Source organism: Mycobacterium sp. DHQP2018-32-09 (genome assembly GCF_058148405.1).
The window spans coordinates 56,115-81,609 of record NZ_JBYVYK010000010.1; the positions used below are offsets into that span (position 1 = coordinate 56,115).

24 protein-coding genes are annotated in these 25,495 nt (G+C 69.1%); 7 read left to right on the forward strand and 17 right to left on the reverse strand.

From position 1 onward, the window contains the following. Positions 1–18 precede the first annotated feature (18 nt). The gene (locus AC30CM_RS07240; protein ID WP_490116160.1) at positions 19–900 is read left to right on the forward strand and encodes an LLM class flavin-dependent oxidoreductase; all 882 of its coding nucleotides are present in this window, start codon (positions 19–21) and stop codon (positions 898–900) included. On the opposite strand, the gene AC30CM_RS07245 is transcribed toward AC30CM_RS07240, so the two are convergent. Then, positions 878–2,134: an MFS transporter gene (locus AC30CM_RS07245; RefSeq protein WP_490116161.1), complete on the reverse strand. Its 1,257-nt coding sequence runs from the start codon at positions 2,132–2,134 to the stop codon at positions 878–880. The two genes, AC30CM_RS07240 and AC30CM_RS07245, sit on opposite strands and share 23 nt — an antisense overlap. 91 nt (positions 2,135–2,225) lie before the next feature. Beyond that, a complete protein-coding gene (locus AC30CM_RS07250) occupies positions 2,226–3,395 on the reverse strand; it encodes an ROK family protein (protein WP_490116162.1) in 1,170 nt (389 codons plus the stop codon). Between the two features lie 100 nt (positions 3,396–3,495). Here AC30CM_RS07250 and AC30CM_RS07255 point away from each other — a divergent pair, with 100 nt between their 5' ends. Together AC30CM_RS07255 and AC30CM_RS07260 are read left to right on the forward strand one after the other, a co-directional pair. Further along, positions 3,496–4,710, forward strand: coding sequence for an MFS transporter (locus AC30CM_RS07255; protein WP_490116163.1), 1,215 nt, complete (start codon positions 3,496–3,498; stop codon positions 4,708–4,710). 45 nt (positions 4,711–4,755) lie between these two features. After that, positions 4,756–4,890 (forward strand): hypothetical protein, encoded by a 135-nt coding sequence (locus AC30CM_RS07260; protein ID WP_490116164.1) that lies wholly within the window; start codon positions 4,756–4,758, stop codon positions 4,888–4,890. A gap of 7 nt (positions 4,891–4,897) precedes the next feature. Here the strand turns inward: AC30CM_RS07260 and AC30CM_RS07265 are convergent, their stop codons facing one another. From AC30CM_RS07265 to AC30CM_RS07275, 3 genes are all read right to left on the reverse strand, one after another. Beyond that, the gene (locus AC30CM_RS07265) at positions 4,898–6,220 is read right to left on the reverse strand and encodes an aspartate aminotransferase family protein (RefSeq protein ID WP_490116221.1); all 1,323 of its coding nucleotides are present in this window, start codon (positions 6,218–6,220) and stop codon (positions 4,898–4,900) included. 11 nt (positions 6,221–6,231) lie between these two features. Further along, positions 6,232–7,281, reverse strand: coding sequence for a phosphotransferase (locus AC30CM_RS07270; RefSeq protein WP_490116165.1), 1,050 nt, complete (start codon positions 7,279–7,281; stop codon positions 6,232–6,234). A gap of 111 nt (positions 7,282–7,392) precedes the next feature. Beyond that, the gene (locus AC30CM_RS07275; RefSeq protein ID WP_490116166.1) at positions 7,393–8,478 is read right to left on the reverse strand and encodes a GGDEF domain-containing protein; all 1,086 of its coding nucleotides are present in this window, start codon (positions 8,476–8,478) and stop codon (positions 7,393–7,395) included. Between the two features lie 297 nt (positions 8,479–8,775). Between AC30CM_RS07275 and rnhA the strand changes: the two genes are divergently transcribed. Continuing rightward, positions 8,776–9,255 (forward strand): ribonuclease HI, encoded by a 480-nt coding sequence (rnhA, locus tag AC30CM_RS07280; protein ID WP_490116167.1) that lies wholly within the window; start codon positions 8,776–8,778, stop codon positions 9,253–9,255. 12 nt (positions 9,256–9,267) lie between these two features. Here the strand turns inward: rnhA and AC30CM_RS07285 are convergent, their stop codons facing one another. From AC30CM_RS07285 to AC30CM_RS07310, 6 genes are all read right to left on the reverse strand, one after another. Further along, on the reverse strand, positions 9,268–10,023 hold the full coding sequence (locus AC30CM_RS07285; RefSeq protein WP_490116168.1) for an IclR family transcriptional regulator: 756 nt from the start codon (positions 10,021–10,023) through the stop codon (positions 9,268–9,270). A 65-nt stretch (positions 10,024–10,088) separates the two neighbouring features. Continuing rightward, positions 10,089–11,261: an MFS transporter gene (locus tag AC30CM_RS07290; protein ID WP_490116169.1), complete on the reverse strand. Its 1,173-nt coding sequence runs from the start codon at positions 11,259–11,261 to the stop codon at positions 10,089–10,091. A 68-nt stretch (positions 11,262–11,329) separates the two neighbouring features. Further along, the gene (locus AC30CM_RS07295; protein WP_490116170.1) at positions 11,330–12,310 is read right to left on the reverse strand and encodes a cyclase family protein; all 981 of its coding nucleotides are present in this window, start codon (positions 12,308–12,310) and stop codon (positions 11,330–11,332) included. Further along, positions 12,307–12,570: a hypothetical protein gene (locus AC30CM_RS07300; RefSeq protein WP_490116171.1), complete on the reverse strand. Its 264-nt coding sequence runs from the start codon at positions 12,568–12,570 to the stop codon at positions 12,307–12,309. Before AC30CM_RS07300 ends, AC30CM_RS07295 begins: the two co-directional genes overlap by 4 nt. Before the next feature lie 20 nt (positions 12,571–12,590). Further along, entirely contained in the window at positions 12,591–13,931 is a 1,341-nt protein-coding gene (locus AC30CM_RS07305; RefSeq protein WP_490116172.1) for a TRAP transporter large permease subunit, read from the reverse strand. Beyond that, a complete protein-coding gene (locus AC30CM_RS07310) occupies positions 13,928–15,289 on the reverse strand; it encodes an RraA family protein (RefSeq protein WP_490116173.1) in 1,362 nt (453 codons plus the stop codon). Before AC30CM_RS07310 ends, AC30CM_RS07305 begins: the two co-directional genes overlap by 4 nt. A gap of 166 nt (positions 15,290–15,455) precedes the next feature. Here AC30CM_RS07310 and AC30CM_RS07315 point away from each other — a divergent pair, with 166 nt between their 5' ends. Genes AC30CM_RS07315 through AC30CM_RS07325 form a run of 3 tightly spaced genes read left to right on the forward strand, consistent with a single transcriptional unit; the run spans position 15,456 to position 17,497 of the window. Next, a complete protein-coding gene (locus AC30CM_RS07315; RefSeq protein ID WP_490116174.1) occupies positions 15,456–15,875 on the forward strand; it encodes a nitroreductase family deazaflavin-dependent oxidoreductase in 420 nt (139 codons plus the stop codon). Between the two features lie 53 nt (positions 15,876–15,928). Further along, a complete protein-coding gene (locus AC30CM_RS07320; RefSeq protein WP_490116175.1) occupies positions 15,929–16,549 on the forward strand; it encodes a hypothetical protein in 621 nt (206 codons plus the stop codon). A 54-nt stretch (positions 16,550–16,603) separates the two neighbouring features. Next, positions 16,604–17,497 carry a macrolide 2'-phosphotransferase gene (locus tag AC30CM_RS07325; RefSeq protein WP_490116176.1) on the forward strand — a complete coding sequence of 298 codons (894 nt, stop codon included), beginning with the start codon at positions 16,604–16,606 and terminating at the stop codon, positions 17,495–17,497. 59 nt (positions 17,498–17,556) lie between these two features. Here the strand turns inward: AC30CM_RS07325 and AC30CM_RS07330 are convergent, their stop codons facing one another. Genes AC30CM_RS07330 through AC30CM_RS07355 form a run of 6 tightly spaced genes read right to left on the reverse strand, consistent with a single transcriptional unit; the run spans position 17,557 to position 25,484 of the window. Beyond that, on the reverse strand, positions 17,557–19,848 hold the full coding sequence (locus AC30CM_RS07330) for an ATP-dependent DNA ligase (protein WP_490116177.1): 2,292 nt from the start codon (positions 19,846–19,848) through the stop codon (positions 17,557–17,559). A gap of 51 nt (positions 19,849–19,899) precedes the next feature. Beyond that, positions 19,900–21,174, reverse strand: coding sequence for a DUF4032 domain-containing protein (locus AC30CM_RS07335; RefSeq protein WP_490116222.1), 1,275 nt, complete (start codon positions 21,172–21,174; stop codon positions 19,900–19,902). Position 21,175: 1 nt separating this feature from the next. Next, complete coding sequence (locus AC30CM_RS07340) at positions 21,176–22,258, reverse strand: ABC transporter ATP-binding protein (RefSeq protein ID WP_490116178.1); 1,083 nt, start codon at positions 22,256–22,258, stop codon at positions 21,176–21,178. A gap of 43 nt (positions 22,259–22,301) precedes the next feature. Beyond that, complete coding sequence (locus tag AC30CM_RS07345; protein WP_490116179.1) at positions 22,302–23,174, reverse strand: carbohydrate ABC transporter permease; 873 nt, start codon at positions 23,172–23,174, stop codon at positions 22,302–22,304. 1 nt (position 23,175) lies between these two features. Continuing rightward, the gene (locus AC30CM_RS07350) at positions 23,176–24,144 is read right to left on the reverse strand and encodes a carbohydrate ABC transporter permease (protein ID WP_490116180.1); all 969 of its coding nucleotides are present in this window, start codon (positions 24,142–24,144) and stop codon (positions 23,176–23,178) included. Then, positions 24,144–25,484: an ABC transporter substrate-binding protein gene (locus tag AC30CM_RS07355; RefSeq protein WP_490116181.1), complete on the reverse strand. Its 1,341-nt coding sequence runs from the start codon at positions 25,482–25,484 to the stop codon at positions 24,144–24,146. Before AC30CM_RS07355 ends, AC30CM_RS07350 begins: the two co-directional genes overlap by 1 nt. Positions 25,485–25,495: the final 11 nt, after the last annotated feature.

Genomic DNA, 25,495 nt, shown 5'->3' on the forward strand with positions numbered 1-25,495 from the left:
TGTTCTAGCATCGGCTGCATGCGGTTCACCTACGCGGAAGCCATGACCGACCCCAAGTACTACATCCCGTTGGCCAAGGCGGCCGACGAGGCCGGGTACCACGCGATGACCATCCCCGATTCCATCGCGTATCCCGAGGTGTCCGACTCGAAGTATCCGTACACCGAGGACGGCAACCGCGAGTTCCTGGACGGCAAGTCGTTCATCGAGTCGTTCGCGTTGATCGGCGCGCTGTCGGCCGTCACCACGCGGCTGCACTTCAACATCTTCGTGCTGAAGCTGCCCATCCGCCCGCCCGCGCTGGTGGCCAAGCAGGCCGGCTCCCTGGCGGCGATGTTCGACAACCGCCTGGGCCTGGGCGTGGGCACCAGCCCGTGGCCGGAGGACTACGAGATCATGGGCGTGCCGTTCGCCAAGCGCGGCAAGCGGATGGACGAGTGCATCGACGTCATCCGCGGGCTCACCAGCGGTGACTACTTCTCCTATCAGGGCGAGTTCTACGACATCCCCAGCACGAAGATGACGCCCGCGCCCACCAAGCCGGTGCCGATCCTGGTCGGTGGCCACGCCGATGCGGCGCTGCGGCGCGCCGCCCGCAACGACGGCTGGATGCACGGCGGCGGCGACCCCGAGGAATTGGACCCGCTGCTCGCCAAGCTCGCGAAGTTCCGCGACGAGGAGGAGCGCATCGGGCTGGCCGACGAATTCCAGATCCACGTCATCTCGATCGACGGGTTCAGCCTGGACGGCATCAAGCGCCTCGAGGACAAGGGCGTCACCGACGTCATCGTGGGCTTCCGGATTCCCTACATCACGGGACCCGACACCGAGCCGCTCGACGACAAGATCCGCAACCTGGAGTGGTTCGCGGAGAACGTCATTGCGAAGGCGAACGGCTGAGCATCCCAGGATCGCCCGCCGGCCGCGTCTCCGGCATCAGCGTGACGTAGAGCGCCAACCCCACCACCGCGATGCCGGCCAGGGTCCAGAACGCCACGTCGTATCCCGCCCACACGATGATCAGCCCGGCCAGGCTCGCGCTCAGCGCGCCGCCCAGGCCCTGCGTGGTGGCGACGGCGCCCTGCGCGAGGTTGAACCGCCCGGTGCCACGGGTGAGGTCGGCCACGATCACCGGGAACAGGGCACCGAAGATGCCCGCGCCCACGCCGTCGAGCGCCTGCACGAGCAGGAGCCAGACGGCGTCGTCGGAGACGGTGTAGAGCAGGCCGCGCAGTGCGAGCACGCCGAACGCCGCGATCATGATCGGCTTGCGTCCCCACGCATCGGCCTTGCGGCCCACGGTGATCGCCACCGGGATCATCACCAGCTGCGCCGCCAGCACGCAGGCTGCCACCAGCGAGGTGGCGCTGTCCTTGCCGACGACGCGGGTCAGCAGCTGGCTCACCGACGTGAGCATGGCCGCGTTCGAGAGGTGGAAGGTGAACGCGATGACGGCGAAGATCACCAGCGAGCGATTGGTCAACAGGTGCCGCAGCCCGCTCGCCCCGTCGTCGACCGACTCGGTCAGGCCGCGCGCACGGCGCTCGTCGATCTCGTCGGCCCGGATCCGCAGCGTCGAGACCAGGCTGCACACCGCGAGCAGCCCCATCAGCCAGAACACCACCACCGGGCCCAGCCACCAGGCGAGCAGCGCCGCGATGCCCGCCGACGTCGCGTTGCCAGCGTGGTTGAACGCCTCATTGCGACCGATGCGGGGCGCCAGCAGTTTCGGACCCACCAGGCCGAGGCTGATGGCGGCAATCGCCGGCGCGACGGCCGCGCCGGCGATCGATGCGACGGACTGCGTGGCCGCGACCACCGCGAAGCCGCTGACGAACGGCAGCAGCAGCGAGCTGATGGTCACCGCCGACGCTGCGACGACGATGATCATGCGGCGCCGGGTCACCCGGTCGACGAGCGCCCCGAGCGGTGTCTGGAACACCAGGCCGGCGATCCCGGCCATGGTGATGACGGCGCCGACGGTGGCCTCGTTCCAGCCGTGCGACGGGCCCCGCACCGCCAGGAGATAGATCGCCAGGTACGGACCCAGCCCGTCGCGGACGTCGGCCAGGAAGAAGTTGAGTGCGTCGAGTGCGCGTAGCGACTGCTTCGAGGCCCCACCCGTCTCGGTCATGCCGTCTATGTAGCGTGCGCGCCCGCGAACCAACCGCGACACGGCGCGACGTCACCAACCCGAAAGCTTTGCCAGGGGGCGACGGCGCCGCTCACCGTGCGGCCAGTGCGTCGACGGCGCGGGCGCTGAGCACCTCGTCGAGCACCATCGCCGACGTGCCGACCACACCCGAGTGGCTGCCGTGAGCCGCCGGCACCACCTCGAGTTGCCGGGTGGCGCGGGCGGTCGCGTTGCGGTACAGCGTCTCTCGCAAGCCGGCGACGAACACGTCGTAGGCGGCCGCCATGTCCCCGGCGATCACCAGCACCGCCGGGTTGAGCAGGTTGACCGCCGCCGCGATCGCCTCACCGACGTGTCGCCCACTGTCGCGCACCATGCGACGCGCCTCCGGGTCCCCTCCGTGGACGAGTTCGACGACGTCGCGCATGTTGCGCACGTCGCGCCCCTGCTGCTGCAGCTGATGCACCATGGCCCAGCCCCCGGCGATGGCCTCGATGCAGCCGGTGTCGCCGCACCGGCACGCCAGGCCCGCAGCCGCGGCAATCTTGTTGTGGCCGAACTCGCCTGCCGCCTCCGAGGCTCCGCGTTGCAGCGCGCCGCCGGCGATGATGCCGGCGCCGAGGCCCGTCGACGCCTTGAGCACCAGTAGGTCGTCCAGCCGCTGCAGCGCACCGCCGCGTTCGGCGATCGCGATGGCGTTGGCGTCGTTGTCGAGCAGGATCGGCACCTCGGCACCGTCTTGCCCGCGGCCCTGCAGTTCCGCGAAGTACGGCCGCAACTGGACGCCGTCCCAGCCCGGCAGGATGGGCGAGTCCCGGCTGCAGCCGCGTTCCCGGTCGACGGGACCGGGCAGGCTCGTCCCGATGCCGAACAGCGGGATGCCGGGAAACCGCTCCAGCAGCACGTCCAGACCCTTGACGACGTCGGGCATCAGGTCGTCGGGCCCCAGCGGTACCTCCTGGTCGATGTCGCTGGTGGCCACCAGCTCGCCGGCGAGGTCGCAGATGGCCAGCCGGGTGCGGCTGATGCCGATGGCGACGCACGCCACGACGCCGGCGTCGGCGGCGAAGCCGAGCATCGCCGCGGGCCGGCCGCCCGTGGAGGGGGCCCGTTCGGTCTCGGTGACCAGCCCCAGGTGTTGCAGCGCGGCGACGCGGGCGGCCACGGCGGTCCGCGACAGCCCGGTGCGCTGACCGAGTTCGGCACGGGTGGTCTCGCGGAGGTCCTGGATGAGCGCGAACACGTCGCCGACGCTGGCCATGGCTCCGATTGAACCGCAAAGCCGTAAGCTGTGCCACTTTCGTCCTGAAAATGCAAAAGTAAGTTGGCATGACGGCCGAAGTGGCCCTACCGTGAGACGGGTGACGAGATCCCTCGATCGGCCCACCCGACCCACCTCGGTCGTGGCGCCCGACCCCACGGTCCGCTGGCTGGCGGTCTTCGCGCTGGCGCTCGGCGGTTTCGGCATCGGCACCACCGAGTTCGTCGCCATGGGCCTGCTACCCGACATCGCGGCGAGCCTCGGCGTCAGCGAGCCGACCGCCGGCCACGTCATCTCCGCCTACGCCCTCGGCGTCGTGGTCGGCGCACCGCTGATCGCCGCCCTCACCGCGCGGATGCCCCGGCGCACGCTGCTGCTGGGGCTCATGGTGGTGTTCACACTGGGCAACCTCGCCAGTGTGCTGGCGCCGACCTACGGCACGTTGATGGCCGCACGCTTCGTCGCGGGACTCCCCCACGGCGCGTTCTTCGGCATCGCCGCGCTGGTCGCCGCCCACCTCATGGGCCCGCAGAACCGGGCCAAGGCGGTGGCACACGTGCTCAGCGGGCTCACCATCGCCACCGTCATCGGCGTGCCCATCGCCTCGTTCCTGGGCCAGCGACTGGGGTGGCGCAGCGCGTTCGCGCTCGTCGTGCTCATCGGCCTGCTGACGCTGACCGCCATCTGGTACTTCGTCCCGAACCTGAACCGCATGCACGTCACCAGCCCACTGACCGAACTCGGCGCGCTCAAGCGGGTGCAGGTGTGGCTGGCCCTGCTGGTCGGCATGGTGGGCTTCGGCGGGATGTTCGCGGTGTACACCTACGTCAGCACGACGCTGACCGACGTCGCCGGAATGTCCCGCGGGCTGGTCCCGTTGGGGCTCATGGCCTTCGGGCTCGGCATGGTGGTGGGCAATCTCGTCGGCGGCCGGATGGCCGACCGCTCGGTGATCCGCGGTCTCTACGGTTCGATGATCGCCCTCGGCATCGTGCTGGCACTGTTCACGCTCGCTGCCCATCACCCGTGGACGGCGCTGCTGGGCCTGTTCTTCATCGGCGCGACCGGTTCGTCGATCGGACCCGCCCTCCAGACGCGGTTGATGGACGTGGCCCACGACGCGCAGACGCTGGCGGCGGCGCTGAACCACTCGGCACTCAACATCGCCAACGCCGCGGGCGCCTGGATCGGTGGCGTGGTGATCGCCGCGGGCATGGGGTACACCGCGCCCGCCGCCGCCGGAGCGCTGCTCGCCGCGGCAGGCATCGTGGTCCTGACGGTGTCGGTGGTCCTGCAGCGGGTCACCGACCGCTAGCGCCGCCGGCGTTTCGCGGGCGTCACGGCGGGTAGCACCACCGCGATGCCCACCCACCACCCGCACACCGGCGGGCCACCGGACCCCTCTCCGACGGGCCGCCGTCCCACCCTGCCGGGACCGGTGTTGCTGGCGCTGGTGTGCCTCGCCGCCGTGGCGCTGCTGATGATGCTGCTCTGACGGCGGGCTACTCCGTGGAGCCGCCGGCGAGGACGGCGTCGAGCTCGGTCACCAGCCGTTCGGCGTGGGCGGTCGTGAACGGCAGCGGCGGCCGGATCTTGAGCACGTTCGCATGCGGACCCGACGCGCTGATCAGGACGCGCCGCTCACGCAACGCGTCGACCGCCCGCGCGGCGGCGCCGGCGTCCGGCTCTCGACCACCGGGTCGGACGAACTCCACGGCCACGAACAGGCCGCTGCCGCGCACGTCACCGATCCCGTCGTAACGGCCAGCGAGTTCGGCCAAACCCGAACGCAGGACGGCACCGCACCGTTCGGCGTTGTCGCGCAACCCTTCCCGGTCGATGACGTCGAGCACCGCAGTCGCCGCCGCGATGCTCACCGGGTTGCCCCCGAACGTGTTGAAGTAGCGGACGTCCGTGCCGAACCGTTCCATCACGCGCTCGTGGCCCACCACGGCGGCGATGGGCAGCCCGTTGCCCATGGGCTTGCCCAGCACCACCAGGTCGGGCTCCAGACCGTGCCGCTCGTAGCCCCACCACGTGGCACCGAGCCGGCCGAAACCGGGCTGCACCTCGTCGGCGATCCACAGGCCGCCGTGCTCGCGGACCACGCGGGCGGCAGGGGCGAGCAAGCCCTGCGGGCCGCTCTGCACGCCGTCACTGGAGAGCACGGAGTCCACGATCATCGCGGCCACACCGAGCCCCCGCGAACGCAACTCGGCGATGCCCTGCCGCACGCGGTCGGCGAAGTCCGCCGCCGCGGCCGCCGGGTCGTCGCGCAGGCCGTCCGGCGCGGCGACGGTGACCACGGTGGGCCCGATCTCGTTGTGCGGCCCCAGGCTCGGCGAGATCTCGGCCGCTGCCGCCGTGGTGCCGTGGTAGGCGTGGCTGGTGCACAACACCCCCTTGGCGCCGGTGTGATAGCGGGCGATGCGCAGGGCGAGGTCCACCGCCTCGCTGCCGGTGCACGTGTAGACGACCCGAAAAGGCCACGGCCCGAACAGGTTCAGCAGCCGCTCGGAGTACGCGACGATGGGCTCGGTGAGGTACCTGGTGTGTGTGTTGAGCCGACCGAGCTGCGCCGTCACCATTTCCACGACGTGCGGATGACCGTGTCCGACCGCCGGAACGTTGTTGTAGGCGTCCAGGTACTCCCGTCCGGCCGCGTCGTAGAGGTAGACCCCCGACGCACGAACCGGCACCACCGGCTTGCGGTAGAACAGCCGATAGCTCGGCGCGAGCACGGCATCTCGCCGGGCGACCAGCTCGCGGTCGGCGGCGTCCAGCTCGCCGAGCGCCGATCCGTCGAACGCGTTCGCCATGTGCATGGGCTTGCCGGTCATGGCCGGTCCTGCGCGCACGCGACGGCGGCGGCCCGGATCGCCGCGGCCGCCACCTCCCGATCGATGCCGACGACGGCCCGCAGGGCGGGCAGCGTGTAACGCGACCGCATCGCTCCGTAGGCGGTGGGCCGGGCCCTACCGCGCACGGCCCACGTCAGCGCCTGCACGCAGAGCCGCGCCGCGGCCAGCGGGTAGGCCACCTCCAGCTCCGCCGCCGTCAGCGGTGTCACGCTGGTGTACCCGGCGAGTACCCCGGCCATCGCCGGCAGCGGGGACTCCTTGCGAATCATCGCGTACGCTCCGGCGATGGCCGGCTCGGCCACGCGGACGGTGCGCAGCGCATCGTTGAAGTCCAAGATGCCCGAGACCCGCTGCGTGCCGTCGGCGCGGACGCCGACCAGCACGTTGTTGTCGTTGAAGTCGTTGTGCACCAGGGCCCTCGGTAGTCCTGCGAGCGAGGGCTCGACGTCGGCGAACCACTGCCGTGCCACGTGCACGTCCGGGTTGTCCCCCAGCGCCGGCTCGGCAGCGAGGCATTCGTCGATCACGTCCCCCGACCGCAGCACGTCCCAGTGGTGCGTGCGGCACACGTCCGGCGCGTCGAAGCCCGCGAGCGCGTGCGTGACCTTCGCCGCGGCGACGCCGATCGAGAACATCAGATCGTCGGAATGTGGATGTGCCTTCACCAATTCGACGCCGTCGACCCAGTCCAACACCACGAGCTGGCACGCCGTCGCCCCCTCGCCGATGACGACGTCGAAGCTGCCCGCCAGGTTCGCGACGGGCGTCGGCACCGCCACGTCGAGGTCCGTGCGCGCGAGGTGGTGCAGGATGTCCTGCTGCCACCGCGCACCCGCGCCGTCGTCGGTGCGCAGCTTGGCGAGGTAGGTACGCCCGTGCGCCACGACCCGATAGTTGCGGTCCAGCTCACCGCCGAGGAACGTCATCTCGACGTCGTCGAGGCCGTAGGAGTCGGCCAGGCGGGCGGACACCATGGCCGCGTATGCGGTGTCGGTGGGCCGCTCCTCGACGGGCGGGGTGGTCATCGAACTCCCTTCGCGGTCCCGTCGACGTGCTCGCGGGACAACGTCATTCAAGTGCGGCCCGAGCGACGGGTCAATGCGGCGACGCCGCCGGTGACATTCGCGGCGCCGCCGTCAGTGACATTCGAGGTCGGCGTGATGGCACCGGTTGCCACCGGCCCGCTTCGCCTCGTACATCGCCTTGTCCGCCGTCGACACCAAGCGTTGCAAGATGGCACCCACGGCGAGGCGGTCGAGGTGCCCACCCCGCACCGGACTGCAGGCGGTCCCGACGCTCGCCGTGATGCCGATGGGCAACTCCGAGATCGCCTCGCACAACCGCCGGGCCAGGGCCGCGGGATCGTCACCGACGGTGGCGGCGGCGACGACGAACTCCTCGCCGCCGCTGCGCGCGACGACCGCCGGAGTGTCGCGGACCGCGTGCCCCAGCGCGCGGCCCACGGCCACCAGCGCGTCGTCCCCCGCATCGTGACCCCGGGTGTCGTTGACCCGTTTGAAGTCGTCGACGTCGACCATCGCCACCACGAGGTGGCCGCCGCCGACGGCACCGTCCTCGACGAACAACTTTTCGACGTGCTTCTGGAACGAGCGGCGGTTCAGCAGACCCGTCAGTGGATCTCGATCCGCGCGCTCGAGGTCCACCCCGAGCGCCCGGACCATGACGGAGATCGCCAGCGGCATGGCCATGTTGACCTGGACGACGATGAACAGACCCACCAGCGCCAGCGCGACGTATCCCGTGCCGACGACGCGCATGGCCGCGACGACCGCGACGGTGGTGGCCAAGACGAAGTTGTACAGCACCATGCTCGTGGAATGCAGGAACGCGAAGTACGCCCCGGTGATGGCAAACACGATGCACCCGGTCAGCGCGCCCTGGCCGTCCGGATACCCCAGACATGCCAGGGCGGCCGACATGCTGGTGACGAGGCCGAAGGTCAACGACTGTCCGCGCGACGGCCACCGGAACGCCCAGAGGGCCACGCCGACCACGCCTCCGGCGAAGGCCAACCACATCATCACCACCGACAGCCCCTCACGCGGACCGCCCAGGCCGACGAGCAACGCAAGCACGCAGATGGCCAGCGATCCGGAGATCGTCGACATCATCAACCGCACGGCGCCGGTCATCCCCCGCGCCACGAGATAGTCCGTGAGCCACTCGTAGTGGTTCGCCAATGGCAACCGCCGTTCAGGCATCGCGGCTGTCATCCCCCGCCCCCGGCTTCCTCACCTGTCGATATCGCGGCATGACGTTCCCGTCGAGCGTCATTGCCGAGCACCACCGTACAGGGCGTTAATTTGCTGACGGTAAGAAAACGGCAAGGTTTCAAGGTAATTCGGCGCCGACCTGCCGCCTGACCGAGCCGTGTCGAGCAGCGTTGCACGCCGGCCTTCTGGCCTCCCGACGTTCATGCCCGTTTCCGCGACCCTTCACACGTCGGGGCGGCGGGCGCGTCGTCCGACGACGCGGCGGCGGGTGGCTATCCTCGGCCCATGCCGAACGCGGACCGCGCCCCGTCGCCCGACGACGTCGTGACCATCCACACCGACGGGGGGTGTCGTCCCAACCCCGGGCCCGGGGGGTGGGGTGCGGTCCTGCGGCAACGCAGTCACGTGCGTGAGATGTGTGGCGGCGAGCCCGGGCAGACGAGCAACAATCGGATGGAGCTGATGGCGCCGATCATGGCGCTCGAGGCGCTGACCCGGTCGGTGACGGTGCACCTGTACACCGACAGCACCTACGTGCGCAACGGCATCACCAAGTGGGTGCTGGGCTGGGAGCGCAACGGCTGGATGACCGCCGCCAAGCAGCCGGTGAAGAACGTGGACCTGTGGCAGCGGCTCCAAGTGGCGTGCGCCCGCCATCGCGTGGAGTGGTTCTGGGTCAAGGGGCACTCCGGGGTGGGCGACAACGAACTGGCCGACGAGTTGGCCACGCGCGGCCTGCAGGAGGCGCTGGCCGCACGCGTGTAGGCGACCCGCCGGCTACCGGCCCACCGGGATGCGTCCCCCAAAGGCGTCGGCGGCCCGCCGGACCTCCGCGACCAGGGTCGCCTCGCTCGTGTCGTCGGCCGGGCCGGTGAGCCCCAGGACGGCCTGCAGCGATCCGTCGGCGGCGCGCACCGGTGCGGCGACGGAGGCGATGCCGATCAGTCGCTCCCCGATCGACACCGCATAGCCCTGTGTGGCACTTCGATCGATCTCGGCGTCCAACTCGCTGCGCGTCATCGAACGCCCGTTGGCCAACCGCACGTCGTCCACACCGGCGAGAACCCGCTCACGCTCCTCGACGGCCATGTCGGCGAGGAAGATTCGGCCGGCGCCGCCCAGGTGCAGGGGAAGCCGCTCGCCCACGGGCAGCACGTAGCTCAGCGGGTGCGCGCTCTCCACGCGCGCCACCAGCACGCGACTGTTCTCCACGCGGACGTAGACCGACGCCGTCAAACCCGTGTTGGTGGCCAACTGTTGCAACACCGGTTGGGCAAGCGCCGCAAGGGGATTGCTGACGAGGTAGGCATGGGCAACCGCGAGCGAGGCAGGCCCTGCCGTGTACCCCTCACCCGAGCGGGCGGCGTAGCCGCGGGCCACCAGGACGTTCACGATGCGCTGCGCGGTGGCGATGTGCAGGCCGCTGGCACGGGCGACCTCCGCGAGCTTCATGGGCCGCTTCGCGCCTTGCAGGACGTCGAGCACGTCGAACGAGCGGTCCAGTGATCGCATGTTGCTGGCCGGTGCCGTCATGGCCCCTCCCCGGTCTCTGAGTGCCGCACGGGCGGCGTTCCCGACATTCGATCACGTGCGTCCGGTCAGGTCGGCCCCGGTGGTCGAGTGGTCGCCATGATCCCCATGGCGCCCACGAGCATCATCGCGTTGGCCCAGAAGATGCCGACGAGGCCGAAGGGCCCCGCCAGCGCGCCGATGGCAAGCGGCACCGACACCTGGGCAAGCCGGTTCGACGTCAGCCGCATCCCGAGGGCCGTGCCGTGGGACTCGGCCCGCGTCAGCGACGTCACCCACGACATGGTCAGCGGTTGCGGAACGCCGAGGCCCACGCCGAGAGCGACCATCACCGCCACGGCTCCCCCCGCGTTCGTGAACGGCAGCGCGATCAGACCCACGACCGCCGCACCCATCGAGGCGGTGATCAGGGTGCGCCTGCCGAATCGATGGACCATCCGCGACAGACCGAACCGGCTCACGATGGTCACGGCGGCGCGCAGCGCGAGGAGGGCGCCGACGGCGGTGGCGCCGACGCCGTGGTCGTTCGCCCACACCGGCACGAATGCGTACATCACGTCGAGGCTGACCAGCACGGTTCCCGAGACCACCAGCGAGCGCCACATCTGCGGCGTCCGGAGCAGGTCGCCGACGGGATCGACGTGACCGCTCTCGGTGCGCCCTTCGGTCCTCGGTGCGTCCAGGCGCCGCAGCGCTGCATGCGCGGGCATCCCGAGGACGAGTGCGACCGCACACGCGACGAGTCCGATCGTCGTGTTCGGCGCCACCCCGGTCGCCGTCGGCGACGACGCCACGGTGACGAGCGGCGGCCCGATCAGCTGCCCCACCGAGGCAGCGACGGTCAGGGTGCCGAAGGCGGCGTCGCTGTCACCGCCCCTGCTGACGTGGGCGACGAACGTTTGCTGACCGATCATGACCACGATCTGTCCGAGACCGATGACGCCGGCCGCAGCCACCAGTGCGGGCAATCCACCCGTGACGGCTGCCCACCCCGTGCCCGCCGCAGCCAGCACGAGACCGGCGAGCGCCACCACCGGACCCCCCGACCGGTCGGACCAGCGCCCCGCCGGCACCGCGACGGCCAGGGCCGGCAGCGCAAAGGCCGTGGCCAACGCGCCGAGGATCACCGGGTCGGCGCCCAGGGACAGCGCGCGGTAGCCGATCATCAGTCGGACACCGGTCCAGGAGGCTTGGACCAGCACGGTTTGTTGGCCGAGCGCCCAGCGCCACCGACCAGACACCGCCGCCATCCGCTGCTACCGCCTTCCACCCGCCAGGTGGCGCCGACGTTATCACTGTGCGATAGGCACTATCGGACGGCAGTGGCGTTGCAGGGTGATCCGACACCGCCGGGCAGCGCAAGCGGTTTGACGGTGACGAAGGCGTCCCAGCGATGCGTCGCGCGCGCGTCGACCGTCAGCTCCGTGAGGTTCCACAATTCACCCAGCGGAACACCGAGTTTGGCGATCAGCTCCTGGTGCATCATGCCGCGGTCCTCGGCTGCGCTCTCGACGAACGGGCTCGACTCGAGCACCGGCAGCACCTCCACGGCGAAGGTGTCCGTGGCGAACAAGGCAACCTTGTTGTCCCACAACCACGTCAACAGTTCCCGCTGCTGGGCGAAGCCCGTCGCCCGCCGCTCGTCCCGCACTGCCGCACGCTGAGCGGCGTCGGCATCGAGGAACCATCGCGCCCACCCGGTGTGCACCAGGACGAGATCTCCTGCCGAAACCCGACACCCCTGCCGCGCGGCGGCCCGATCCAACACCGTGACGTCGAGCGCCGGGCCGTCGCGATGGTCGACGGGCGAACCCTCCGCCGCCAGCAGTCCTTCCACGTCGAGCAACACCCCACGGCCGACGATCGGCCGGTCCGCCCAGGCCTGGATCCCCAGTGGGGTGGTCCCGGCGGCCACGTCCTCGTCGGGCACCCCGTCGTAGAAGCCGTAACCCGATGCCCGGCGGTGCCGCAACCCGTCGAGATGACTGCTCGCCTGGAGGAAGAACCCGTCGAGCCGATCATCGCGAGACTGCGCGTGCGCGCACGTGATGGTGTGCGTGGGCGCCGACCGCGCACGCGACATCGGCGGGTCGAAGGCGTTCAACGGATGGTCCAGGCTGAACACGGCGCCCCTGGTCACGAGCTGGGCCGCTGCCCTGACGTGGTCTGCTCCGGCGAAGTTGGCGGTGCCACGATCGGGGTGGTCGAAGACTCCCCAACTCGACCCGGGCGGCGCTCCGTCGGTGCGCCGCAACAGCTCCGAGTAGGTGGAGCCGCGGTGGACGCTCACGCGTGCTCGGGCACCGGCGTGCTCACGCCGTCGGCGGCCTGCGGTTCGTCGGTGCGAAAGTACGACAGGACGAACGCCAGCAGCCCCGCGACCCCGGCCGCCCCGTACGCCCAGGGCGCCACGACGTCGGAGACGGCGTCCACGAAGTCGCCGTTGCCGAGGGCGAGCCCCGCGGCCTGCAGTGCGACCACCACGAGGCCACCGAGGAGGAAGGCGACGACGCTGATTCGGAATGCGACGGAGATGACTGTTCTGATCATCGGTGTGGTTCCTTCGTGTGTCAGGCGACGGGCAGCAGGCCGAGGGCGATCAGGACGCCGACGCCCAGGATGGGGATGCAGTAGTACTTGAGCAGCGGGAGGAAGGTCTTGCCCGGGTCTACCTGGGCGATGCCTGCGGCGACGTAGATCGGCGCACCCGACGGCGGCGAGGCCCCTTCGGTGGACGCGAACACCAGCACCGCCGTGGCCGCGACCGGGGCGGGAATGCCCACGCCGACCAGGGCTGCGACGGCCACGCCTCCGACGGCTGCCATGGTGGCCGACGCGGTGAGCGGGATCGCGATCACCACGATGATCACGCCCACGATGATGGCCATCAACCACGCAGGCGCGTGGACGTGCTCCAGCACCGTGGTGAGCTGCTCCGGCAGACCGAGGTCGCCGAGGACGTTGGATGCCGTGAACGCGGCCACGATGGTGACGCCGATGACGCCGAACTGAGGGGCACTGTCTCCCAGCACCTTCCACCATCCCGATGCCTTCCGCGGCAGATGGCGGCGTCCCAGGAAGAGCACCAGCACGATCATCAGCACCGGGATCCACGTGACCAGGCTGATGGCCTTGGACATCACCAGATCGGTGTACCTCGACAACTCGCCGGCCAGGGGGCCGCGGGTGAGCAGTAGCGGGATGAGGATGGGGATGAACAGCAGCAGCGAGTGCCATCCGGAGCGCAGGCTGGTCGCGATCGGCAACCGGTCCTCCGCGCTGATCGGCTGCAGCCCGTGCTTGCGGACGAGGTAGAAGTTCATCACGAGCCGGTAGGCCAGGCACCAGAGTCCAGCCAGCGCAAGGGGAATCACGATCTCGTCGGGCTCCATCAGCCCGGTGACCGTGGCCGACCCGACCAGGATGAACATCGTGGCACTGAACGGGAAGGTGACGCCCATGCCTGCGCACCCGGCGACAACCGTGGCGGACAGTTCGGGGCTGACACCCGAACGCTTCATCCACGGCACGGTCACCGACCCGACCGCCGCGGTGACCGACGCGCCGACGTGGGCGATCGCGCCGAACATGCCGCCCGCGACGGTGGAGGTGTACACCGGGCCACCCCGCATGCGTCCCAGGAACGAGTTCAGGACGTCGATGAGCCGATCCAGCACGGGCGTCTTGGTGAGGATGAAACTCATGAAGATGAAGGCCAGACCGGCGAAGGTCACCTCTTCTTGGATCGCATCGACGAAACCGTGCCACACGTAGCCGGGTGCGTTGGTGCCCGCGAACGCCGCGACGGCCACCAGCCCGACGATCATCGCCTCGCCGATGTTGCGCTTGAACACGGCGTTCCACACCACGATGGCGACGATGAAGGCGACCAGCGCCCACACCGCGATCACGACGCGCTCCTGGCGGCGATGATCGCCGCGCGGCGTGCGGCCTCGTCGGCCTCGACGGCCCGGCCGCCCGCGAGACTTGCGAACGCCTCAGCGGCAGGCACGATCACGACACCGTCGTCGTCGGCGACCACCAGGTCTCCCGGGTGGCACACCACACCGCCGACGGCAACGGGGACGTCGACGTAACCGGGACCGTCCTTGTAGGGACCTGCGGGGCTGACGGCCCGCGCCCACACGCCGAAACCGATCTCGGCGAGGGCGTCGACGTCGCGGGCGGCGCCGTCGATGACCATGCCGACACAGCCCCGCGACCGGGCGCGTTCGGCGATCAGCTCGCCCATGAGAGCGCGGTTGACGTCGCCGTGGCCGTTGATGACGATCACCTCCCCGGGCCGCACCTTTGCCAGGGCCTCGTGCAGCGCCCTGTTGTCTCCGGCGCGAGTCCATACGGTACGAGCCCGGCCGACCAGGCGCGCCCCTTTCCACATGCTGCGGATGCCCGAATCGACCATCCCCATTCGACGGCGCGCGTCCCCGATGTTCGCCACCGGGAGACCCTCGTAGCCGGGCAGGAGATCGGCCGCCGTGCGGCCATTCTGGTCGGCGAGCCGCTGGTGCACCTGCGCGGTGGCGCGCGCCACGACGGGAGCGACGTCGAGGTCGTCGAGGAGTTCGACCGCAGCGGCGGCCTCGACCGCGCGCCGCGGGGCATGCTTGATCGTGCCGTCGTGCAGTCGGTCCAGCGCCGCGTACCCCCCGGCCAGCGCACCGGCGATCTGATCGCGCAGCCACTGCTCGTCGTCGGCGGCGGCGCCGGCCTCGGTCGCCTCGACGATCAGTGCCCCGAGGCCCTTCATGAAGCTGCTGCGCAACAGCTTGCGGCGCGACGCGTCGCCGGCACCTCCACCGATGTCGTCGACGGGAGCTCCCAGGGCGCCGAAGTACGCGGCGGCCAGCGATGACCCCGAGCCACTGATCACGAGTGCGGTCTTCGCCCCGTGCGCGGGCACCGAACCCACCACGGCGACGTCGGCGAACGACACCCCGGGCGCCTCGGCGATGGCGGCGGCTACCTGCTCCTTGACCGCTACCGCCGCGGAGTTCATGTCGGCGTACACCGCGGTGGCCTTCAGGTGGGGCGCCGCGTCGCGTGCCGCCTTCACGGCCACTTTTGCGCTGGTGAGGCTGAGCACCAGGTCTGCGTCGCGCACCGCGTCGTCCACCGTGTCGCATCGTCGGACGTCGGCAGGCGTGGTGACGTCGGCCGGATCGAAGCCACTGACCTGCCAGCCCTGCGTCGAGAAGCCCGCCGTGTACAGCGAGCCCGCCTCGCCCAGGCCGAGGACTGCCAATTTCATCACGTCGCCTCACTCTCATTGTGTGATAGCTATTATCACTCGATGCTGTAATCGTGATCACAACACCGGGCGATGTCAAGCGCCGTCATGCCCGCGCACGCGTCACCGCACGACCGCGAAACCCCGGGCCGGGAATAGCGGGGCCGTCGCGACGGTCGTTAGCCACATGGACAAAGCAGCCATCGACGACATGAACCGCAAGGTGATCGAGGAGTTCCGCGCCACGGGCGGCACGGCGGGCGGAATCTTCGAGGGCAAACCGCTGGTACTGCTGCACCACGTCGGCGCCAAGAGCGGCACCGAACGCATCGCGCCACTGGTACCGCTGCTCGACGACGGCCGCATCTACGTCTTCGCCAGCAAGGGCGGCGCGGACACCCACCCGGACTGGTACCGCAACCTGGTGGCGCACCCCGAGACCACCGTCGAGCTGGGCAGCGACGAGATTGCGGTCACCGCAAGGGTTCTCGAGGGTCAGGAACGTGCCGACGTGTATGCCAAGCAGGTCGATCTCGAACCGCAGTTCGGCGACTACCAGCGCAACACCGAGCGCCAGATCCCCGTGGTCGAACTCGTTCGACGCTGACGACCCGCGGGGCCGCCGAGCCACGACCCGCCCGTGAGATCCTGGTGGTCACCATGTCAGCAGATCTGGATTGGACCGTACGACCCCGAACGGGTTTGGGCAGGCTCGAGTTCGGCATGTCCCCGGCTCGGGTCGATGCCCTGTCGGCGACGTACGGACCCGTCACCGGTCGCGGCGCCGATCGCGTGACCGACCACCTCCTGCGCGAGACGCTGGCGATGTTCGGCGACGCGATGAGCGACGACGAGAAGCGGGCCTTCGTCGCGGAGTACGCGGACCACGGCCCACCCGCGGACAGCGTGACCGAAACCCGCGGCGACCTCGTGCTGCGGTACGAGAGCGACCGACTCTGCGAGATCATGCCCGCCGGGCCGCGACACCCGCTGTTCCTCGACGGCAGGGACGTCTTCGGACTGCACGGTCTGGAAGCACTCGAGCTGCTGGAGCGGCTCAACGAAGGGCCCGGCCGTTACGCCGACGTCGACGCGGCGTTCGATCGCCTCGCGATCTCGGTGACCGGATTCGGCGCCGGTGACGCGGCTCTCGGCGTGCAGCCGTTGGACGCGTCCGACGCGCGCTTCCAGGACCGCACGGTGACACTGCGGGAAGTCCCCCATCTCCCGGAGCAGGAACTACACCGCTACGTCACGCTGTCGGTGCGACGCACCGACTGACGGGCCAGCGTCCGACTCGGCCACCGAATCGCTGCACGCCTTAAGGTCGAGACCATGAGCGAGATCGACGACGCCCTCGCCTTGGCGGCTTCCCACGGCCTTCACCTCATACCGAACGGCGCAACACTGAGCGAGGCTGGGCTGGACTACCGGGTCGTGATGTCTCATGACGACTGCGGAAAGCCGTGGGTGCTTCGCCTCCCCCGTCGCGCCGACGTTTCCCGGGGCATCGCCGCAGAGGCACGCATCCTCGACCTGGTGCGGCCCGTCCTGAAAGTCGACGGGGTTGCGGTTCCCGACTGGCAGATACGTTCTTCGTCACTGATCGCCTATCCCGCATTGCCCGGTGCACCCGGCCTGACTCTGACGGATGACGGCGAACCCGAATGGCGCATCGATCCGGCGAGTCCCGATTACGCGATTCGTCTCGGTCGACTCCTGGCGCGTCTGCACTCGATCACTCCCGATGAGGCCAACTCACACGGGGTAGACGTCCGTACTCCAGCGCAGGTCCGGCAAGCGTGGCGCAATGACATCGACAACGTGCGCTCCGAGTTCGTCGTTGCCTCGACGCTCGTCGACGCATGGCAAGACTGGCTCGCCGACGACGCCTGCTGGCCGGACCGGACCGTGATGACGCACGGCGAGATCTACCCCGGACACGTCTTGTTCGGCGAGAACGGCACCATCACAGGCGTATTGGACTGGACCACCGCGCGTGTCGACGATCCTGCTCGCGACCTGGCCGCTCAGTACGGCGCCGCGGGCGAGGAGCTCTTGCAGACGACATTGGAGGCGTACTCGGCAGCAGGCGGATACGTCCACCAGGGGTTGGCGACCCAGGCTCGCCAGCTGTGGCATGCCTCCCCGATTGCGTTCGCGCTCTACGCCTTGACAACACGCGCCGACGAAGATCTCGCCCGGGCTACCCAAATGCTCGACCCGTGACCTGGCGTGGACGCCCGACCATGGGTACGTGCGCTACCGCCATGTTGCAGCGACTGCAATCATTCCCACACCACTTCGCCGGGGGACTTGTCCGGGCGTAACCCGCGCCAACTCGGTTGTCGCAGTCGGCCATCCGAGGTGCGCTCGCCGTAGCGGACCTCCCCCACCAACTCCGGCCGGACGTAGGTGACGCCCTTGGCGTCGGGCCCCGCCAGCCGTTTGGTGAAGGGCGACGTGTCGGTATGCAGCGGTTCCAGCGTCCGCTTGAGCGCCGCCAGGTCCTTCTCGGTGAAACCCGTGCCCACGCGGCCGGCGAAGTGCAGACCACCCTCCTCGGGCACGCCCACGAGCAGCGCACCGATGCCGCTGGTGCGGCCCCCCTCGCCGGCTCGCCAGCCGCCGATCACGACTTCCTGCGTGAGCCACAGCTTGTCCTTGATCCACGACTTCGAGCGGCGACCCGGCTGATAGGTCGACTCCCAGCGTTTGGCCACCACGCCCTCGAAACCGTGTGCGCGCACGTATTCCAGCGCGTCGGCCCCGTCGCCGTCGAGCAGTGGGGGCACGATGGGCACGCCTGCGCCGGCCAGCGTCTCCAGCAGCCTGCGACGGTCGCGATACTTCGCGTTGAGGAGTGACCGTCCGTCCAGGGCGAGCAGATCGAAGGCCCAGAATTCGACGTTGCTGCCCGCCGCGCGGTTCTGCATGGCCCCGAAGCTGGGTACGCCGCGGCCGTCCAACGCGACCACCTCGCCGTCGAGCACCACGTGGTGATCCGCGAGATCGGCTGCCAGCGACCGTAATTGGGGGAACTCGGCCGTCACGTCGCGGCCGCTACGCGACCGCAGCGTCAGGACGCCGTGGTCGGCCTCCACCAGCAGCCGGTACCCGTCCCACTTGCCCTCGAACGCCCACACCGACGGAGTCAACCGCGCCACCGAACCGTGGGTGGCCAACATGGGCGCCATCCCGGCGTGTGCGAGCGACGCCGGCGCGGCGGGCTGGTCCTTCATCCGATGCGCCAGCCAGTTCTTGCCGTCGGTCTGGATCAACGCGTAACGGCCCTTGATCTTGGCGCCGTGCAGCGTCACGATCACCTCACCCTTGCGGCCCTCGATCGGCTTCTCGCCGTCGACCCCGGGATCGCGGAACTTCTCGGCCTCGTAGGTGCCCGAGTCCCACACCGTCACCGTGCCTCCGCCGTACTCACCGGCCGGGATCGTGCCCTCGAACGTGGCGTACTGCAGCGGATGATCCTCGGTATGCACCGCGAGGTGGTTGACCGACGGCGTCTGCGGCAGGTTCTTCGGCACCGCCCACGACACCAGCACGCCGTCGCGTTCCAGCCGAAAGTCGTAATGCAGTCTGCGGGCGTGGTGTTCCTGGATCACGAAGGTGTCGTCGTTGCCTGCCACGGGCGCCGCCCGCGGCACCGGTTCCGGCGTCTTGGCGGCATCCCGCATCGACCGGTACGTCGCCAGCCCGTCGGACAACGGAAGCGGAGGATCCAACCCGGCGAGCAGATCGCCGTCGGCCGCCACCCGTTCGAGCACCTCGTCGAACCGCAGCTGGCGCAACGCCGGATCCTCGATCTCCTCCCACGTCCGTGGGGCGGCGACCGTCGGATGGTCGCGTCCGCGCAGGGAATACGGCGCGATGGTGGTCTTGGCCGCGCTGTTCTGACTCCAGTCGACGAACACCTTGCCCGCACGCAGACTCTTCGTCATGGTCGCGGTGACCTGTTTGGGCATGCTCTTCTCGAGCTGCTGGGCGATGCGCTTGGCCAGCACCGACGCCCCCTGGGAACTCACCGGGTCCGCCAACGGCACGTACAGGTGCAAACCCTTGCTGCCGCTGGTCAACGGGTATGCGGTCAAACCGATGTCGGCCACGTAGCCCCGCACCTCCTGCGCCACCTCGCACAGCTGCCGGAACGTCACGTCCTCGCCGGGGTCGAGGTCGAAGACGATGCGCGTCGCCGGGCCGGGGTTGCCGTCGTCGTCGAACCGCCACTGCGGCACGTGCACCTCGAGCGCCGCCTGCTGCGCGATCCAGGCGAGACCCTCGCGCGTGTCGATGAGCGGATACGTCGTGGTCCCCGAGCGGTGCGTCACCGAGGCCCGCTCCAACCATTCCGGCGCCGACGACGCGAGCTGCTTCTCGAAGAAGTCGGCCTGCCCCACACCGTTGGGCCAGCGCTTGCGCGTCACCGGCCGACCCGCGACGTGCGGCACCATGGCATCGGCGACTGTGACGTAGTACTCGAAGACCTCGGCCTTGGTGGTACCCGTCGCCGGATACAGCACCTTGTCCGGATTGGTGAGCCTCACCCGCCCGCAGCGATCCACCATCTGAGGCTATTACCCCGTCCGCGCGGCGCTACCCCACTTCCGGCGACCGGATCAGGAGTCGTCGTCCAGCGACAGTGCGGCGAACGGTTCGGTGGGGATCTCCGCGACGGCCAACTTCGCCGCCGAGTCCGCGGGAATCACGTCGCGCGACAGTGCGGCCAGCGCCTTGTTGGTCCCCACGTCGCGGCCCGCGCGCTCACTCAGCAGCCACCGCACCTCCAGGAGATCGCAATACGCCTGGATGGGCGTACCCGCACCGTGCACGGCCTGGTGCGCCAACCGCTCGTACGGCGTCAGGATCTCCATCATCCACAACCGTGCGGCCGTCGCCTCGTCGACGTCTTCGCCTGACTCCCTGCACAACTGGGCCTGATAGGCGTGCAGATCGCCCAGCAGGATGGCGGCCTGACCCTCGCCGACGTCCAATCCCGTCAGGTCCCGCAGGTGCTGAGCGTGAAACCGGCGGTCACCCACCACGACGTGCACCCGCAGCCGGCTCGCGTCGTCACCCACCGGGTGGAGCGCCAGCTCGTCCACGGCGAAGCCGAGGTCGTTGAGCCGACGGATGGTCCCCTCGACGCGGTAGCGGTCGGTGAAGCCGAACACCGGTTCGGCGTGCAACACGTCCCACAGTTCGCCGTAGCGCACCCGCACCTGTTCGGCCTCGGAGATCAGCCGGGCCTCGAACTCCTCGGTGGTTCCCAGCCGTTCGGCGAGATCGAGCATGCCCATGGCGACGTTCTCGACCATGATGTCCAGATCGTGTTGGCGTTGACCCCGGCTGAGCCCCGTCGGATGGATCTCCGAGGTCTCCGCGTCCACCAGCCACGCCTGCAGCGACTGCCCGTCACGCGAGAACAGCGTGTTCGCCAGCGAACAGTCACCCCAGAAGACGCCGTGCCGGTGCAACTCCACCAGCAGACCCGCCATCCCGTCGAGCAGCCGAGCCCGGTGCTTGCCCTCCTCGGGGGGCAGCCGCATGAACAGTCGGCGGTACTGCCACGACCCCTCGAGGTAGCGCGTGACGAGGATGGCCGTCTCGAACTCCGGCTGCAGCACCACCCCGGCGGGGTGCACGGCGGGCAGGCCCATGTCCTCCAACCCGCGCAGGTTCTCGTACTCCTTGGTCGCGATGCGCGGCGGCATGTCCTTGACGGCCCACAACACGCCGTCGGCCTCGACGAACTTCACCAGGTGCCTGCTGGGGCCCACGGCGATGTCACGCAGCGGCACGTCGGGGACGTTCCACCGAGCCAGCGGCCGGTCCCACGGCAGCGCGAGCAGGCCGGGGGTCGGTGTCCGCAAGCGGAATTCGGGTGCGCGCACCCTAGTTGAGGCGCTCACCGCTCCGCGGATGGAACAGGTGCACCACCCCGTCGGGGTTCCTGTTCAGCCGCACGGTCTGCGCCAGCCGGGGCGCCTTGCGCGGATTGCACCGCGCCACCAGCTCGGTGCCGCCGGACCCGGCGTGGGTGTAGACGTACGCCTCGCTGCCCAGGTCCTCCACCAGGTCCACGACGACCTCCACCCCTTCGGTCTCGGAGATCTCCAGGCTCTCCGGCCGGATACCGACCGTCACCTCGGACAGCCCCGCCTCGCTGATCTTTGCCATGTCGGCCCGCTCCAGCGGCAACACCGAATCGCCGATCTTCACCCCGTCGGAGGTCACGGGCAGCGTCACCAGATTCATTGCCGGTGAACCGATGAACCCCGCGACGAACGCGTTGGCGGGACGGTCGTACAGCTCGTTGGGCGTGGCGAACTGCTGCAGCTTGCCGAAGCGCAGCACGGCCACGCGGTCACCCATCGTCATGGCCTCCACCTGGTCGTGGGTGACGTAGACGGTGGTGGTGCCCAGCCGCCGCTGCAGCGCCGCGATCTGCGTGCGGGTCTGCACGCGCAGCTTGGCGTCGAGGTTCGACAGGGGCTCGTCCATGCAGAACACCTGGGGTTCGCGCACGATCGCGCGGCCCATCGCCACGCGCTGCCGCTGACCGCCGGACAGCTTGGCGGGCTTGCGATCCAGGAACTCGGTCAGGTCGAGGATCTTGGCGGCGTCCTCGACCTTGCGGCGCCGCTCGTCGGCGGGCACGCCGCGCAACTTCAACGCGAAACCCATGTTCTCGGCGACGGTCTTGTTGGGGTACAGCGCGTAATTCTGGAAGACCATGGCGATGTCGCGGTCCTTCGACGGCACCCCCGTCATGTCCTTGCCGCCGATCTCGATGGAACCCTCGTCGATGTCCTCGAGGCCGGCCAGCATGCGCAGCGCCGTGCTCTTGCCGGACCCCGACGGGCCGACGAGGACGATGAACTCGCCGTCGTTGATGTCGAGGTTGAGGTTGTCGACCGCGAGCTTGTCCGAACCCTCGTAGATGCAGGTGGCGTTGCGGTAGGTGATCGATGCCATTGTCATTCTCCTGTTTCGTTCTTCGAGTCCACGAGGCGCGGGACTACTTGATCGCGCCGAAGGAAAGTCCGCGCACCAGCTTGTTCTGCGCGAACCAGCCGCACAGCATCACCGGTAGCGCCGCCATGGTGGCGGCCGCCGACAGCACGGCCCAGTACTGCCCTTCGCCGGCGATGAAGCCCACCAGGTAGACCGGCATGGTCTGCGCGTTGACCGCCGTCAGGTTCACCGCGAAGAAGAACTCGTTCCACGCGAAGATGACGCAGATCAAGGCCGTGGCCGCGATTCCCGGTGAGACCAAGGGCAGGATGACCTCGCGCACCGAGCGCCACAGGCTGGCGCCGTCGAGGCTGGCGGCCTCCAGCAGTTCCCCCGGCACCTCCAGGAAGAACGACCGCATCATCCACACCGCGATGGGCAGGTTCATCGACGTGTAGAGCACGATGAGTGCCCAGATGTTGTCCAGCAGACCGATGTTGGACACGATGACGTACAGCGGCAGGATGGCCGCCACGATGGGCAACATCTTCGTGCTCATGAAGAAGAACAGGGCATCGGAGGTCTTGCGCACCGGCCGCAGCGACAGCGCGAACGCCGCGGGCACGCCCAGCAGCAGCACGACGACGGTCGAGACACCCGTGGCGAACACCGAGTTGAGCATCGCGGGTCCGATGCCCTGATCGAACACCGCCCCGTAGCGATCCAGGGTCGGTGTGAAGAACAGCTTGGGCGGGTTGGTCGCCGCGTCGCTCTCCTGCTTGAACGACGTCAGCACCATCCAGAACACCGGGAAGAAGAAGCCCAGCGCCGCGATCCAGGCCACCACGCCCCAGGGACTGAACTTGCGGCTCTTCTTCTTTCGCACCGGCGCCGGAGCGCTCGTCGACTCGGACGTGCGGTCGGTGGTAGTGGTCATGTCAGGCGGCCTCTTCCTTGCCGGAGAACGATTTGAAGATCAATCGCAGCGCGAAACTCGCGATGATCATCGTGAAGATCACGACGACGACGCCCATGGCCGCAGCCTGGCCCATGTCGAAGCCCAGGAACGCCCGCTGGTAGATGTAGAACGGCAGGTTCGCACTCGCGATGCCCGGCCCGCCCTGGGTCATCATGTAGATGGCGTCGAAGGTGTTCACCAGGTAGATCGCGCCCAGCACCACGCCCAGTTCGATGAAGCGCCGCAGGTGCGGCAACGTCAACTCGCGGAAGAGCTGGAAGGATCCCGCACCGTCCACGCGGCCGGCCTCCAGCTGGTCGCGGGGCATCGACTGCAGGCCCGCCAGGATCAGCAGCATCATGAACGGCGTCCACTGCCAGATCAATTCGACCATCACCATGGTCAGCGGGTACTGACCGATCCAGTCCACCTTGCCGATGCCCACCAGACCCAGCGCCCAGTTGAGGATGCCGTTGTTCGGATCGAGGATCGTCGTCTTCCAGATCAACGCCGCCGCCACCGGGGTGACCAGGAACGGCGTGATGAGCAACGTTCGCACCACGCCGCGGCCCAGGAAGGCGCGATCCAGCAGCAGCGCCAACAACAACCCGAAGAACGCCGAGAACAGCACCACGCCGACGATCAGGACCACGGTGTTCAACGCCACCGACCAGAACTGGCTGTCCTGGACCACGGCGACGTAGTTGTTCAGTCCCACGAACTGGCGGGAGCCGGGACGCACCAGGTTCCACGACAACGTGGAGTAGTACAGCGTGAACAGGAACGGGATCTGCGTCACCACGATCATGAAGATCAGGGCGGGCAGCAGCGGCCCCCGCCTGCGCCACCCCTCGGCGCGACTCACGCCCACGTCCTGGCGTTCCTTGATCCTTCGGACGCGCTCGGCGACGTCGGTGTCGGCGGCGCCCGTGTCAGCAGTCAGTGTCATCACTTCTCCTGGTAGCTCTTGCCGACGACCTCGGCGTACTGCTGCGCCTGCGCCATGGCGTCGTCGACGGACTTCTGCCCGGCGATGGCGGCGCTGATCTGCTGGCTGACCCGCGTCCCCAGATCCTGGAACTCGGGGATGCCGACGAACTGCACGCCGGTGTACGGCACCGGCTGCACGGTGGGCTTGTCCGGGGTGGCACCCTCGATCGACTTCAGCGTGAGCGGCCCGTAGGACTGCGAGATCGCCTGGTATTCCGGCAGATCCGTGTAGGTCGAGGTGCGGCTCCCGGGTGGGACGCGGGCCCAGCCGAGCTTCTCGCCGACGAGCTTCATGTAGTCCTTGCTGGTCATCCAGGAGATGAACTTCCAGGCGGCGTCGGGGTTCTTGGCCGCCTTGGGGATGGCCAGCGCCCACGTGTACAGCCAGCCCGAGTTGGGCTTCTCCATGATGGGGGCGGGCAGGTAGCCGATCTTGCCCTGCAGGTCGGGGTATTCCTTGGGGTCCTCGAGCACCGACACCGCCGACGTGGCGTCGTACCACATGGCCGTCTGCCCCTGACCGAAGAGGTTGGCGCACTCCTGGAACCCCGTCGACGCGGCGCCGAGTTCACCCGACTCGCGCAACGTGTCGACGTAGAAGTTCACCGCCCGCTTCACCTCCGGGCTGTTCAGCTGAGCATTCCACTGCTCGTCGAACCATCGGCCGCCGAACGTGTTGATCACGGTGTCCAGGGGCGCGAGCACCTCGCCCCACCCGGGCTTGCCGCGCAGACAGATCCCGGCCCGGTCGGCGGTCTTGAGTTGCTTGGCCCACTCCCGCACCTCTTGCCACGTGGGCTGGTAGTTCGGGTCGGGGTTGACCTGGATGCCTGCCTGCTCGAACAGATCCTTGCGGTACATCAGGAACGACGACTCGCCGTAGAACGGCACCGCGTACATGTTGCCCTCGTAGGACAGCGAGTCCCGCAGCGACGAGATGAAGTCGTTCTCGTCGTAGCCGGGGGTGTTCTTGGCGTAGTCGCTGAGGTTGCGCAACCAGCCGTCACGCGCCCACTGGGGCGTCTCGAAGTTGCTGATCATCGCGACGTCGAACTCGCTGCCGCCCATGGCCGTCGACATCGTGATCTTGGCGCGCGCCTGGTTCTCCGACAGCGAGATGAACTTCAGCTTCGTGCCGGGGTTCTCCTTCTCGAACTCCGACGAGAGCTTCTGTGCATCCGTCATCTGCGCGTTCGACACCATCGCGATGGTGACCTCGTTGCTCGAGGCCCCCAGGCTGCCCGCGCCCGCGCAGCCCGCGGTGAACGTCAACCCGAGCGCGGCGACGCACGCCCCCATCCTCTGTAGGA

Bases quoted from the DNA above. Each gene is read 5' to 3' on its own strand.
- AC30CM_RS07240 (WP_490116160.1), top strand. From the start codon at position 19: ATGCGGTTCACCTACGCGGAAGCCATGACCGACCCCAAGTACTACATC.
- AC30CM_RS07245 (WP_490116161.1), bottom strand. From the start codon at position 2,134: ATGACCGAGACGGGTGGGGCCTCGAAGCAGTCGCTACGCGCACTCGAC.
- AC30CM_RS07250 (WP_490116162.1), bottom strand. From the start codon at position 3,395: ATGGCCAGCGTCGGCGACGTGTTCGCGCTCATCCAGGACCTCCGCGAG.
- AC30CM_RS07260 (WP_490116164.1), top strand. From the start codon at position 4,756: ATGCCCACCCACCACCCGCACACCGGCGGGCCACCGGACCCCTCTCCG.
- AC30CM_RS07265 (WP_490116221.1), bottom strand. From the start codon at position 6,220: ATGCACATGGCGAACGCGTTCGACGGATCGGCGCTCGGCGAGCTGGAC.
- AC30CM_RS07270 (WP_490116165.1), bottom strand. From the start codon at position 7,281: ATGACCACCCCGCCCGTCGAGGAGCGGCCCACCGACACCGCATACGCG.
- AC30CM_RS07275 (WP_490116166.1), bottom strand. From the start codon at position 8,478: ATGCCTGAACGGCGGTTGCCATTGGCGAACCACTACGAGTGGCTCACG.
- rnhA (WP_490116167.1), top strand. From the start codon at position 8,776: ATGCCGAACGCGGACCGCGCCCCGTCGCCCGACGACGTCGTGACCATC.
- AC30CM_RS07285 (WP_490116168.1), bottom strand. From the start codon at position 10,023: ATGACGGCACCGGCCAGCAACATGCGATCACTGGACCGCTCGTTCGAC.
- AC30CM_RS07300 (WP_490116171.1), bottom strand. From the start codon at position 12,570: ATGATCAGAACAGTCATCTCCGTCGCATTCCGAATCAGCGTCGTCGCC.
- AC30CM_RS07310 (WP_490116173.1), bottom strand. From the start codon at position 15,289: ATGAAATTGGCAGTCCTCGGCCTGGGCGAGGCGGGCTCGCTGTACACG.
- AC30CM_RS07315 (WP_490116174.1), top strand. From the start codon at position 15,456: ATGGACAAAGCAGCCATCGACGACATGAACCGCAAGGTGATCGAGGAG.
- AC30CM_RS07320 (WP_490116175.1), top strand. From the start codon at position 15,929: ATGTCAGCAGATCTGGATTGGACCGTACGACCCCGAACGGGTTTGGGC.
- AC30CM_RS07325 (WP_490116176.1), top strand. From the start codon at position 16,604: ATGAGCGAGATCGACGACGCCCTCGCCTTGGCGGCTTCCCACGGCCTT.
- AC30CM_RS07330 (WP_490116177.1), bottom strand. From the start codon at position 19,848: ATGGTGGATCGCTGCGGGCGGGTGAGGCTCACCAATCCGGACAAGGTG.
- AC30CM_RS07340 (WP_490116178.1), bottom strand. From the start codon at position 22,258: ATGGCATCGATCACCTACCGCAACGCCACCTGCATCTACGAGGGTTCG.
- AC30CM_RS07345 (WP_490116179.1), bottom strand. From the start codon at position 23,174: ATGACCACTACCACCGACCGCACGTCCGAGTCGACGAGCGCTCCGGCG.
- AC30CM_RS07350 (WP_490116180.1), bottom strand. From the start codon at position 24,144: ATGACACTGACTGCTGACACGGGCGCCGCCGACACCGACGTCGCCGAG.
- AC30CM_RS07355 (WP_490116181.1), bottom strand. From the start codon at position 25,484: ATGGGGGCGTGCGTCGCCGCGCTCGGGTTGACGTTCACCGCGGGCTGC.